Source organism: Streptococcus sp. 339 (assembly GCF_013277285.1).
GTDB classification, from domain to species: domain Bacteria; phylum Bacillota; class Bacilli; order Lactobacillales; family Streptococcaceae; genus Streptococcus; species Streptococcus pseudopneumoniae.
In genome coordinates, this window is the sequence record NZ_VMMR01000015.1 from 1 (window position 1) to 12,321 (window position 12,321).

General features: G+C 41.3%; 5 protein-coding genes and 2 pseudogenes. 1 reads left to right on the forward strand and 6 read right to left on the reverse strand.

Annotation, left to right across the window (positions count from 1 at the left end):
- The 5 genes and pseudogenes from HT736_RS02170 to HT736_RS02190 all read right to left on the reverse strand — a co-directional run.
- Positions 1–1,755, reverse strand: a 1,755-nt coding sequence (locus tag HT736_RS02170) for a YSIRK-type signal peptide-containing protein (protein WP_172930700.1), incomplete at its 3' end; no start/stop codon positions are given.
- A gap of 238 nt (positions 1,756–1,993) precedes the next feature.
- Complete coding sequence (locus tag HT736_RS02175) at positions 1,994–3,172, reverse strand: hypothetical protein (RefSeq protein WP_050971852.1); 1,179 nt, start codon at positions 3,170–3,172, stop codon at positions 1,994–1,996.
- A gap of 17 nt (positions 3,173–3,189) precedes the next feature.
- Positions 3,190–6,840, reverse strand: coding sequence for a helicase-exonuclease AddAB subunit AddA (addA, locus tag HT736_RS02180; RefSeq protein ID WP_172930701.1), 3,651 nt, complete (start codon positions 6,838–6,840; stop codon positions 3,190–3,192).
- Complete coding sequence (gene rexB, locus HT736_RS02185) at positions 6,837–10,112, reverse strand: ATP-dependent nuclease subunit B (RefSeq protein WP_172930702.1); 3,276 nt, start codon at positions 10,110–10,112, stop codon at positions 6,837–6,839. The genes addA and rexB overlap by 4 nt, the downstream gene beginning before the upstream one ends.
- Positions 10,113–10,308: 196 nt before the next feature.
- A pseudogene (locus tag HT736_RS02190) lies at positions 10,309–10,464 on the reverse strand (diacylglycerol kinase family lipid kinase); the annotation flags it as partial.
- 105 nt (positions 10,465–10,569) lie between these two features.
- On the opposite strand from HT736_RS02190, the gene HT736_RS02195 reads away from it, so the two are divergent.
- On the forward strand, positions 10,570–10,929 hold the full coding sequence (locus tag HT736_RS02195) for a tyrosine-type recombinase/integrase (protein WP_078929799.1): 360 nt from the start codon (positions 10,570–10,572) through the stop codon (positions 10,927–10,929).
- An 83-nt stretch (positions 10,930–11,012) separates the two neighbouring features.
- Here the strand turns inward: HT736_RS02195 and HT736_RS02200 are convergent.
- Positions 11,013–12,204, reverse strand: a pseudogene (locus HT736_RS02200) (group II intron reverse transcriptase/maturase).
- Positions 12,205–12,321: the final 117 nt, after the last annotated feature.

Consider the following 12,321-nt stretch of genomic DNA (forward strand, 5'->3'; position numbering starts at 1 on the left):
TTGTCCATTCAAGGCTGCCGCAGCTGCCACTAGGTCATTCTTAGCTTGGTCAATCCCTGCTTGACTTGCACCTTCTTTAGCTGCTACAGCTTTCGCTGCCGCAAGTGCTTGATCGTAGGCAGTACGCTTAGCTTGGTCTGCATTCTGATACTTGTCAGATTCTTTCGTGCCAGATTCTTTACCAAGCTCGACATTCAACTCATCTTTTTCAGGTTTGTTTGTTTCTTCAACTGAGGTTGTCGAATTACTAGGATTACTGGACACTTCCCCAGTATTTTCGTTAGATGTATCTGGTGATACTTTCTCTGAATTCGTTGTTGATTCTTCTGCAGATTGAACTGGATTTTCTGCTCCTTGAGTTGAGGTTCCTTCTGTGGTGCCTTCATTTGGTTTTACTGGAACTTCTTCTACAGTTTTTTCTAGTTCTTGTTCTTTCGGTTTCTCGACTGGAGTTGCAGAAGGAACTTCTGAAGCGTCTGTAGATTCTTCTTTAGTCTCTCCTGATTTTTCTCCTGACTTAGGAGTTGCATCTTCTCCTGAGTTTGTTGTTGATTCTTCTGCAGGTTGAACTGGATTTTCTGCTTCTTGATTTGAGGTACCTTCTGTAGAGCCTTCTGTTGGATTTACTGGAACTTCTTCTACAGTTTTTTCTGAAGTTTCATTTTTGGAGTCATTATTTTCTGGTTTATTTGACTCTCCAACTTTATTTGTATCACCTTGATTAGATTCAGTTGGTACTGTTTGCCCATTCTCTTCTGTTATTGCATTACCAGAATTTTCAGGTTTTGTTGAAGTTTCGTCTTTTGACTCATCTTTTTCAGGTTTGTTTGTTTCTTCTACTTCTTTTGGCTTCTCGACTGGAGTTGCATCTTCTTTCTGTTTTCCAAGATTCTCTCCGTTCTGAGAAGAATCTACGGTTGGAGGTGTAGAGTGACTTTCCACTTCTGAGTTCATATCACTAGATAATGTATCAGCTTTAGTTTCAGCGGACTCTGTAGCTACAGTTCCAACTTGTCCATCCCTAAATTCTGGAACAGCCTCATACTGTCCGTTAATCACTTGTATTTTTGATGGATTCTCTATAAAATTCGGTGCAATCGTATAATCTACCTTTTGTTGATCTATTGGAGTGGCTACTGATTTCTCTTGATTACTTACCTTAGAATCAGAAGTCGTTTTTCCCTCTTTGATATATCCAATATAAGTGTAACCTGAAATATCTTTAGGAAGAGGTAATTTTTCTCCAGAGGTCAATTCATAGTCCGTATTGTAATTCAGTAAAAGATTATTTTCTAAAGCATGGGCTGATACTAGAATACCGTTTCCTATCCCTGCAACCAATACTAAATGCAATACCGTTTTATTCTTAACTTTTTTCTTGGAAACAGCAAAAACTAAAATCCCCAGAGCTGCTAAGCTAGCACCAGCAACTAAGGCTTGCATCTCATTCTTGCTTCCAGTATTTGGTAATTCCGCCAGTTGATTTTGAGAATTTAACTTATAAACAAGATAATAAGTTTCATCATCATTCTCCACGTATGTCGGAATATCATATATAAGCTGCTTCTTTTCTTCTGATGATAGCTCTGACTCTGTCACATATTTATAGTGAACACCTTTGGTCTCTTGAGCTGCCACAGATGAACTAGCTAATACAGACATAAAAAACAAACTCGAAATCGTTGCAGATACAAGTCCTACTGATAATTTTCTAAATGAAAAACGTTCTTGTTTTTCACCAAAATACTTTTCCATTATTCCTCCTTGAAATAAAATTTTAAAAATATGTAAGCCTAACTTTTTTATATTAGTGTACTATCTATAAAAAAGGGAACATACTTTAATTATACTCTTTATTTAGCAAAAAGTCTTAAAATTGAGTTGCGTTTTCATACTTTTTTTATATATAAAATACCAAGTAGTAGTTTTGCAATTCCCTATTATTTTTTGGATAAAATGTAACCTACCATGAAATTTCCACGGCAGGTGTTACTCATATCACTAATCGTTCTAAAAATGGTTTGATGCAGTTGAGGAGAATTCCTTCTATCCAACTTTCTTGTGCTGAGGATAGATGTTCTGTCTGAAGGCTTTCTTTTAGAAAATCGCGGACTTGTTCTGGTGAGATTTCAAACTCAAAGGCTTTCATTTTATAGAAAAAGTCGAGCAGATGATCTGACAGATATTCAGTTGAAAAAGGCACTTCTCCACTTTTTCGATATTCTAATAAGAGCCGAGCAAAGCGGGATTTTTCTTCAGGAAGCTCACGGAAATAGGAATTGAGGAGCCAGGTCTGCTTCTGCTTTCTTTCAATTGGATCCTGAGCTGCAATTCGTTGGTCTTTTTCCAGCTCTTTTTGGTATTGCTTGGCCTTGATAGCCCGTTCTGCTCTATTTTTACCAAAAAGAATTTTCTCCCACTTGCGTTCTTCTTGAGTTAAGGTCTCTGTAAAGCCAAAGTAATCCTGATAGGCACGCTCCGCTGGGCCCATGGCTAGGACTAGATTGTCTGCATATTGCTTGGCGATTTTATCCCTCTTTTTGCGCTCTTTCTCTGCTTGGATACGGAGTTCTTGTTCGTAGTCAATTTTCTCCTTGCCTAGCTTGACAAGGTATAGTTGGTCATCCGATTTCCCAAGTAAAAAGGGTTTGATACACTTTTCAAGGACTTCTTCCATACGGGCCTTTTTATTTGGCTTCGCCTTGGTCCAACTTCCTCCCTGAAAGACTTCTAGGAAGAGATGGTAATCTCTCTCAGGTGCAAATTGATTGCCACGATTGGGTTTAAAAACACCTTTTTCCCAGAGCCATTTTAGAAGTCGCTCGTCAAAGTCACTTTTATTGACCTTGATTTTTTCCTTTTTCTGAGCTTTTCTGGTTAGATTTTCAACCTTTCTAAGCAGTTTTTCTTCCTCTTCCAATTGCTGGTTAAGGGTCAATCGATGAAAATGCCTAACACAGTCGCTACCAATTGGAAAGAGGCGTTGGCCTGTGACACCGTTAAAGAGTTCATAAGCGTATTTGATGGCATTTCCACAGACACAATTGCTACGGCCAATACCGTTAAAAATCAAGGAAACTTCATTCCATTCCTTGGTAGCTTGTTCCCAAGTATCCGCTTTTGAAGCCTGTAAAACTGCATCATACAGGGATTTTCTAACTGAAAGTGTCATGAGGTCTCCTTTCTAGATTATACTTTTACAACTTGAACCTCGTCTTTACCGAGTAAAATCAAGTATTTTTCAATATTTTCAATCGAATAGGCTCGTGATAAAGCCTCTTCGTATAGAGCTAACTGACCACGATAGCGGTCTACGAGTTGACTTGGTTCATCATAGCGGTCTGTCTTGTAGTCGAACAGAACAATTTTGTTTTCGTAAAGCAGATAGCCATCAAGGATACCACGGACAACAAAGTCTTCCTGACTCTTTTGGTCTCGTTTGAGCATGGAGAAAGGTTGCTCGCGATAAAGATGGTCGGTATTAGCAAGAATTTCCTGACCGAGTACTGTGTCAAAGAAAGCAAGAATTTTATCAAGATTGATCTTGTCTCTGACAGCTTGGCTAGTTTGAACTTGTTTGAGTGTTTCTGTTAGGCTAGCAAGGGTTAGTTGCTGGCTGAGGTCAATTCTCTGCATGAGTTCGTGAGTAGCACTACCAATCTCAGCTCCAGTTACCTTTTCTTTGGTTGAAAAATCTGGCAAATCGAAGCTGATTTTCTTGCCTACTGACTGACCTTGACCAGCAATCTCGACACCTTCCATATCCATAACTGGTTCGTAGAATTTCTTGATTTGACTTGGGGTTTGAACACTAGGAAGTTCAATAGCTGCGCGGTGAAGAGTATTATAAACTTCCACCTCCTTCAGCATTTCCAGAGCTTCTTTGATGGTATCTGACTGACGATTGTCTGCTTGGGAGCTATCTTGGAGAGGACTCTTGGTTTCCAACTCTCCGATAGCTTCTCTGGTCAACTGATCTTCGCCAATAAAACGATAACTAAAGTTGAGCTTGTCCTTAGTAAACACTTTACTGATAGCCCAAAGCCAATCTTGGAAATTCCGTGCTTGCAGTCTAGTATTGCTATTTAGTTTCCCATTTTTGGCTGCTGGGTATTCCTTGGATTCCAGCTTTTCACGAGAACCCTTGCCGACAAGATAGAGCTTTTTCTCAGCCCGCGTCATAGCAACATACAGCAAACGCATCTGCTCTGAATAGCTTGCTAGCTGTAATTCCTCTTCGTTCTGCCTATAGGTCAGGCTAGGAATGGAGAGTTTGATGGTTTTAGGATAGTGATCTTCCACTGCTCCAGTCTCCATTTTGGCAATATACTTGACACCTAGACCGTTTTTACGGCTGAGAATGACTTCTGACATAGAGTCTTGCTTGTTGAAATCTTGATCCATATTGAGAATAAAGACGTAAGGAAACTCTAGCCCTTTACTCTTGTGGATAGTCATGAGCTCCACTGCATCTTTTGGCGGTGCGACGGCCACGCTTGCAAGATCGTGCTGGGCTTCTAAAACTTGGTTAATCATACCAATAAAACGAGACAAGCCTTTGAAATTACTCTTTTCAAACTGGTCAGCTCGCAGAGCTAGGGCATAGAGATTGGCCTGTCTAGCAGGACCATTTGGCAAAGCTCCAACATAATCATAATAAAAACGGTCGTTGTAAATCCTCCAAATCAAGTCATAGAGAGAGTGGGTTTTGGCATACAGGCGCCAAGAAGCCAAGATATCCATGAATTGGTTTAGTTTCTCAGCTAGAGCTGAGTGAATCAAGACTTTTTGGCTACTTACCTGTTTTTGAGCATTGACCAGTTTCTCATAGAGATTTTCGTAGGCTTTATCCTCTGCTTTCTGAAGAGATAAACGTGCTAACTCGTCCTCATCAAAGCCAAACATAGGAGACTTCATAAGGGCAACCAAGGCATAGTCTTGAAGAGGATTGTGAATGACACGAAGGGTGTCTAGCATGACTTGCACTTCTAGAGATTGGAGATAATTGTTTTGCTCTCCATCAGTTTTGACAGGGATCCCATACTCAGACAGGGCGAGAAGAATCTGGTCATTACGACTGCGGCTGGAGGTCAGAAGGGCGATTTCCTTAAAGGCAACACCTTGTTCCTGATGAAGTTTAAGGATTTCCTTGATAACTAAGCGCATTTCGCCTGTTAGTTTCGTTTCTGTTTGACTCTCTTCTTCCTCACCAGAGTCGTCCTTGTCGTAGAGTAGAAATTCTGCCTTGTTGTCTGGATTAGGAGTCAGTTTGGTATTGGCAAAAACAAGCTGGTGCATGTTATCATAGTTGATTTCGCCGACCTCTTGGTCCATGAGACGTTCAAAGACATCATTGGTTGCTGACAGCACTTCTGAACTACTTCGGAAATTTTCCTTGAGGAGAATGAGCTTGCCTTCTTGGGGATTTTGCGCATAGCGTTGGAATTTCTCATTGAAAATCTGCGGATCTGCCTGACGGAAACGGTAGATAGATTGCTTGATATCCCCCACCATAAAGCGATTGTGGCCATTAGACAGCAATTCCAGCATTCGTTCTTGAATATGGTTGGTATCCTGATACTCATCGACCATGACTTCGTGGAAACGCTCCTGATAAGCTTCACGGACTTGCGGGAATTTCTCTAAAATCTCAATGGTGTAATGGCTGATATCAGCGAATTCAAAGGCATTTTCCTGACGTTTACGCTGACGATAAGCCTCCACAAAATCACCCATGAAGGCTTGGAAGGTTTTAGCTAGTTCCCATGTGTCTTGATGATAACGTTCTTGATAGTCGAGAATGGTTATCTGGTCTGACAGTTGTCCTAGTTTAGCAAAATGGGTCTTTCTCTCCTCGTTGTAGGCATCGGTCAGTGGCTTCAAATCAGCCTTACGACTGGCATTAGTCAGGGCCCGGCCGTTTTTCTCTTTCGAAATTGCGACAACACGCGCAAGTACTGCCTGATAAGCCTGACTATCGGACTCCTGATTTAGGGAGCCAATTTCATCCAGAATCAACTGAACATTTTCTAAATAGGCAGCTTTGGGAAACTCCTTGGCATCGTTATCCAGATGGTAACGGAAAAAGCTTTCCAAATTCCAAAGAGCTTGTTTGATTAGCTCAGTCAGTTTTTCTTTTTCACTGGTAAAATCAGCTTTTTCAAAGCCTTTGAGGAAAGATTCACTCAGCCATTTTTTAGGATTACTGGTGGATTGGAGGAAGTCATAAATTTTATAGACTTGCTGGCGCAGCCCCCGTTCATCTTTTCCACGTCCAACAAAGTTTTTCAGCAAATGACTAAAGGTCTCTTTCTGCTTACCTTGGTAATGGACTTCAAAGACCTCGTGGAAGACTTCGTTTTTTAGAAGGAGTTGCTCGCTTTGGTTTTGTAAAATACGGAAATTAGGCGCAATATCAAGCAGATAGCCATGTTTACCAAGGAATTTTTGTGTAAAAGAGTCCATGGTTCCGATGGCTGCGTTGGGTAGGTCTGCCAACTGGCGACCCAAGTGTTGTTTGAGGTCAACGTCATCGCTTTCTTGGATTTGTTGGCTGATTTTTTTCTCCAAGCGTTCTTTGAGTTCAGTCGCAGCCTTGACGGTAAAGGTTGAGATAAAGAGTTGAGAAATTTCGACACCACGCGCCAATTGGTCCAGAATACGCTCGGCCATGACAAAAGTCTTACCAGAACCAGCCGACGCTGAGACAAGGATATTTTGACCAGAAGTGTAGATAGCTTCGATTTGCTCGGCAGTTTTCTTTTGTTCCTTGCTCGAATTTGCTTCTGCTTCTTGCAGTTTTTGAATTTCCTCCTCAGTTAAAAAGGGAATAGGCTTCATCGATTCAACTCCTCTCTTATTTTTTCAAACCAATCTTGCTTGAGTTTTTCTCCGACCAGACGCTTGCCATCAGCTAGATCCAACTTTTCTAGGAAACGGGCTTGACCCAAGTGGTAATTGGCTTCAAAACCTGTGATGGATTGATGTTGCTGGACGTAGGGGGCAATGCTTCTGCCATTTTCGGTATAAGGATTAATGGCGAACTGGCCTGTTAAAATCTTCTCAGCTGCTTTCTTGTAAAGATGGGCATTGTAGTCCAGTAGGAGCTGGAATTCCTCATCTGTCAGCTGATTAGACTTGTTTTTATTGTAAAATTCGCCCAAATGACTGCTTTCTTTTTCTAAAAAGAGTCCTTGGTATTTCATAGACTTGCTGGCTTCTACTACTGCACCTGCCAAATTCTTAACGGTCAACAGAGATTGAACAGGTTCAGCCATTTCCAAGTACATGGCACCGAAAAAGTTCTGCTCCCCCTCTCTTTTTAGGGCAGCTAGGTAGGTTGGCAGTTGGGAATTAAGACCATTAAAGAAATGAGGAAATTGGAACTGGGTCAGACTAGACTTGTAGTCTACTACTCCTATCGCCCCATCAGCTTTCAATCGTTCAATGCGGTCAACCTTGCCTCGTACAAAGACACTGCGTCCATTGTCCAATTGAATAAAGGCCTGCTCTTTCCCACCGAAATTCGCCTCTTCTTTGATGGTTTCAATAGCTGGATTGTGACGGAGAATGTGGCCAGTCGTCCGTGCCACATCAAGCAAAACTTCCTTTGTAAACTGGGCTTCCAAACTTTCCTGATAAATAGCCTCAAATTCCCGTTCCTGACTGGTTTCTTGGATAGCCTGTTCCAAACGTTGGTCAAAGGAATCTTCGTCAGGCAACTGCAAGGCACGTTCAAAAATGCGGTGCAAGAAATTTCCGTGACTGCGGGCATCAGGACGCAGGCGTAATTCTTCTTGCAAGCCTAAAACGTAGCGAAGAAAATAACTGTATTCATTGCGATAAAACTCCGTCAAACCAGAGGTAGACAGGTAAAACTCCTGATCAGCAGGATAAAGAGCCTGCAAGGTATCCTTGGTCAAGGGCTTGCTGCTTGGACTTGTTGGAAGGGCAGGATTTGCAAGGCCTCTTTGGTCTAGTTTTTTACCCATGACACGTGCCAGAACCTTGACAAAGGTCAAATCTTGCTCCCTATCACTCGTCTCGCCCTGCTGGTGATAGGCAACCAGACTAGACAAAAGACTGTGATAGGACCCCATATCTTCCTTAGACAGCCCTTTGTAATTCATCCTCTTCTCTTTTCGCCTAAATCCAAAATGGACCAACTCTTGAAGATAGGCAGATTCCTTACTTTCACTTTCGTTAAAAAGGCTTGGAGCCGACAAGACCAACTGCTTACGAGCAGAATTGACCAAGGAAAGCATAGTATAGCGATTTTTCTTGAGGTTTTCACTGCTGGCAATCAGTAATTGAACGCCTTCTTCTGTCGCTTGATTTAGGCTCTGTCTTTCTTCGTCTGTCAAAAGACTGGTGTTTTGCGCAATTTTTGGTAATTGATCCTGAGTCAGCCCAATGGCATAGACAAAGTCAGCCGTTAAGGGCGCAATCAAATCGTAACTCTGCACCAGAACGGTGTCCACTGTTGCTGGAATGGTACGATACTGAGATAGACTCATCCCAGAATGAAGCAAGGCCAAGAAATCCTCCAGACTAACCTGTGAACCAGCAAAAACAGTCGCAAATTGTTCTAAAACATGACAGAAGGCCTTCCAAACTTCGGCCTGTCTTTCCTGTTCAAGAACTTCCATAGTGGCTGTCAAATCTTGCAACTGCTTGGTCACCTCTCCTTCTTTTAGAAAAGAATTCCACTTTTGCAAGAGATTTTCAGCCTTTTGTTTTCGACTGGCAAAGAGGGTTTCAAGAGGTGTTAAAATACGCAGACGAAGAACATTTAAACGTTCCAGATTAAATTTTCCATGGTGGGATTTGGTAAAGGTTTGCTGAAAGGCTGGCAAGCCTTTGATACCAAGATAGCGGATATATTGCTCAAATGAGTCAATATCAGCTTGACTAAGGTCGGTATACAAACCTGTTCTGAGGAGATTAATCAAATCCTCCTGACGGAAACGATAGCGTTTTAAAGCCAAAATAGATTCGACAAACTGAGTTAAAGGGTGGTGCGCCATGGATTCGCTTTTGCCTAGATAGAAAGGAATCTGATACTGGTCAAAAATAGTTTTAAGAGATAATTGATAAGACGCTACATCCCCCAAGAGAATACGAAAATGCTTGTAACTCAGGTCTGAGTTCTCATGTAATTTCTGACGGATGCTACGGGCTACCAACTCCAACTCTTCCTTTTGCGTCAAACAAGACCAGATTTGTAAGTTTTCACGGTACTTCTCATCGACATCCAATGTTAATTCTGAAAAGTCATAAGAGGACTCCAGCAAACGAGAGGCCTTGTCAAAACTATCCATCTTCTCATGAGTTTTAGAATAGTCCTGAGCAGGTGTTTGGTATTTAGAGGTTAGATGATGGAGAAACTCCACACTGGCTTGGTAGAGATTGCCCTCGCTAAAAGGACTGGCATAAGCTTTCTTACTAGCATAAGCCCCAATAACAATCTCAACTCCCTTGCCATGAAGTAGGTCCACAATTCGCTCTTCTTCGGCAGAAAAACGGGTAAAGTCGTCAATAACCAAGGCAATTTGAGTGAAATCACTACTTACCTTGTTATTCTCGATAGCCTCAATCAAATGGGACAACTGACTTCCCTGAGCCAACTGGCTTTGATTGAGATAAGCCGTTACCTTCTCAAAAATCAAGAGTAAATCGGCCCTCTTGTCCTCATCCGTCAAACTCTCCAAGTCCAAAAAACTCATTTGAGCAGTCGTCATCTCGTGGTAAAATTCAATCAACTGCTGGATAAATTGAGGATCCTGCTTGATAGCTCCATAAACACGCAAGTCCTTGGGGTCAAGTTCTGCAAGGCATCTGTAAAAGACCATCCCAAGACCGATGTCATCTAGACTAGTCTTGGCAGGCAAGTCATTCAAGACTAGGTAACGAGCCATTTGAGCAAAGCGCGTGACGGTAATCGCAAAAGAAGCCTGCTGGGACAAGCATTCCAGCACGGCGCGTTCCTTTTCAAAAGAAAGAGAGTTGGGAGCGATGTAGAAGACTCGCTTGCCAGCAACAACTAGCTCCTCCGCCTCTCTGGTTAGAATTTCAGTCAAAGAAGTCCGAATATCAGTATAAAGTAATTTCATCTCTGCCTCGTTGGAATTTTTCATTACCCTATATTATACCATGATTAGTCTCGTAAATCTGTTAAAATATTTAGGCTATCCATTCTTTTCTTCATCATCTGCTAAATATTAAATACTTAGCTTTACTTGTATATAGAATAAATCTGCCTACTGAAAATCACATAATAAAAAATCCTCGGTAACAAGGCTTTGAGTTTTATGATTGTTCCTTAGGTCCAGAGTAGACTTCAATGTGTTGTCCTAGTACCTTGATGTCGACTGGTAGATTATCTGATTTATCACCATCGACATCGGACTCTAATTCGATATCAGAAGAAATTTTAATAGTAGGTGCTTTTATATATTCAATATTCTTGATAGAATGATTGAACTATAGTAAATTGAAACTAGAATAGTACACCGTGGATGCTAAAATATTTCTAGAAATTAATTTGATTTCCCTAATCAAGCTGTTCGTATATTATTTCAACCTACTATAAATCGTCTAAGAGAAACAACCGATAAGAATTGGCACAAAAGCGACCGTATTTTTGTTACCAATACAGGAAAACCAGTTCATAGTTCCGTCTTGAGCAAGTCTCTCCAGCGAGCAAACGAACGCCTTAAAAAACCAATTCCCAAACATCTGTCCCCTCACATCTTCAGACACACCACTATTAGCATCTTAGCAGAAAATAAAATTCCTTTAAAAACAATCACGGACGGGGTTGGTCATTCCGACTCTGAAGTCACTACTTACATCTACACCCACGTCACAAAGAACATGAAAGATGAAGCAATCAATGTACTGGATAAAGTTATGAAAAAGATTTTTTAAAAAGTTTTGCCTCTCAAAATCGAGTAGGAGATAATCTCTAGCCCCTCTCACACCACCGTACGTGCCGTTCGGCATACGGCGGTTCAACTAACTTTTAACGCATGTCGTTCAAGGTAATAATCCAAACACGAAACCAGTCCACGTTTTTCAAGGACTGGTTTTGATATAGCACGTTTAAGTACCGACTTCTGAGCTACTAATTGATAATGGTCACCCCAGCCAGATACCTTATCTGCTATCCATTTAGGAACTCCTAACTTAAGCAATCCCCATAGTCGTCTCGATTTTTTCTTCCATTGCTTCCAGATAATCACTCGTAGGCGAGTACGCAAGCGCTCATCTATGCTGGTGACAATACTTTTCATATTTCCCAATGAGAAATAGTTTATCCATCCTCGAATGGACAAATTCAGTTGTTCAATACGTCTTGTTAGGTCTATACTCCATTTCCTCTGTGTTAGTTTCTTCAATTTAAACTTAAATCTCCGAACACTATCTTGATGTGGACGACTTTTCCAACCAGATGATGATTTCCAGAACCCAAAACCTAAGTATTTCAGCTCTCTTGGTCTGGTAATCTTAGTCTTGGTCATATTTACTTTCAAACCTAGCCGTTTCTCAATAAAACGACTAACTGAATACATCACACGCTTAGCGGCTGCCTCGCTTCCGACCATCATCACACAATCATCTGCGTAGCGCACAAATCGAAGTCCCCTCTTTTCTAATTCCTTGTCCAATTCATTAAGCATGATATTAGATAAGAGAGGAGATACATTTCCTCCCTGTGGTGTACCAACTAGCGTTTTATGACGCCGACCGTTAATGATAACACCTGAATGAAGATACTTACGAATCAAGGATTCCCTATCTCCGTCTTCGATCATATTATGTACTAAGGACATCAATCTATCTTGAGGAACCCTATCGAAAAATTTCTCTAGGTCTATATCCACTATCCACTCATAGCCGTCATTTAAGTACTCTAAGAGCTTGGACAATGGCTTGTTGGATTATCCTATCCATCACTGTCGGAATCCCAAGCTGAAGGACACCTCCATTGGGTTGGGGGATTTCAACTCGCAGGACTGATTGAGGTTTGTATTTTCTCTGTTTTATCAGCTCCTTAGTCAAGCGCCAGTTTTGTCTGAGATAGTCATCCATCTCTTCGATAGTCATTCCATCAATCCCAGCTGAGCCTTTATTGGATTTTACTTGATTGTAAGCTTCCAGCATATTTTCGCGTGATACTATCTTATCTAGCAATTTTGACATGTGCCTATTCCTTTCTTGTTTTGGTGCCTGAGGGACATCTTATATTGGTGAACCTTCATCTAGTCAATACGTGACAGAGTCCAGTTCTATCAGACCGTTCGTTTTACAGACACAAGT

Bases quoted from the DNA above. Each gene is read 5' to 3' on its own strand.
- HT736_RS02175 (WP_050971852.1), bottom strand. From the start codon at position 3,172: ATGACACTTTCAGTTAGAAAATCCCTGTATGATGCAGTTTTACAGGCT.
- addA (WP_172930701.1), bottom strand. From the start codon at position 6,840: ATGAAGCCTATTCCCTTTTTAACTGAGGAGGAAATTCAAAAACTGCAA.
- rexB (WP_172930702.1), bottom strand. From the start codon at position 10,112: ATGAAATTACTTTATACTGATATTCGGACTTCTTTGACTGAAATTCTA.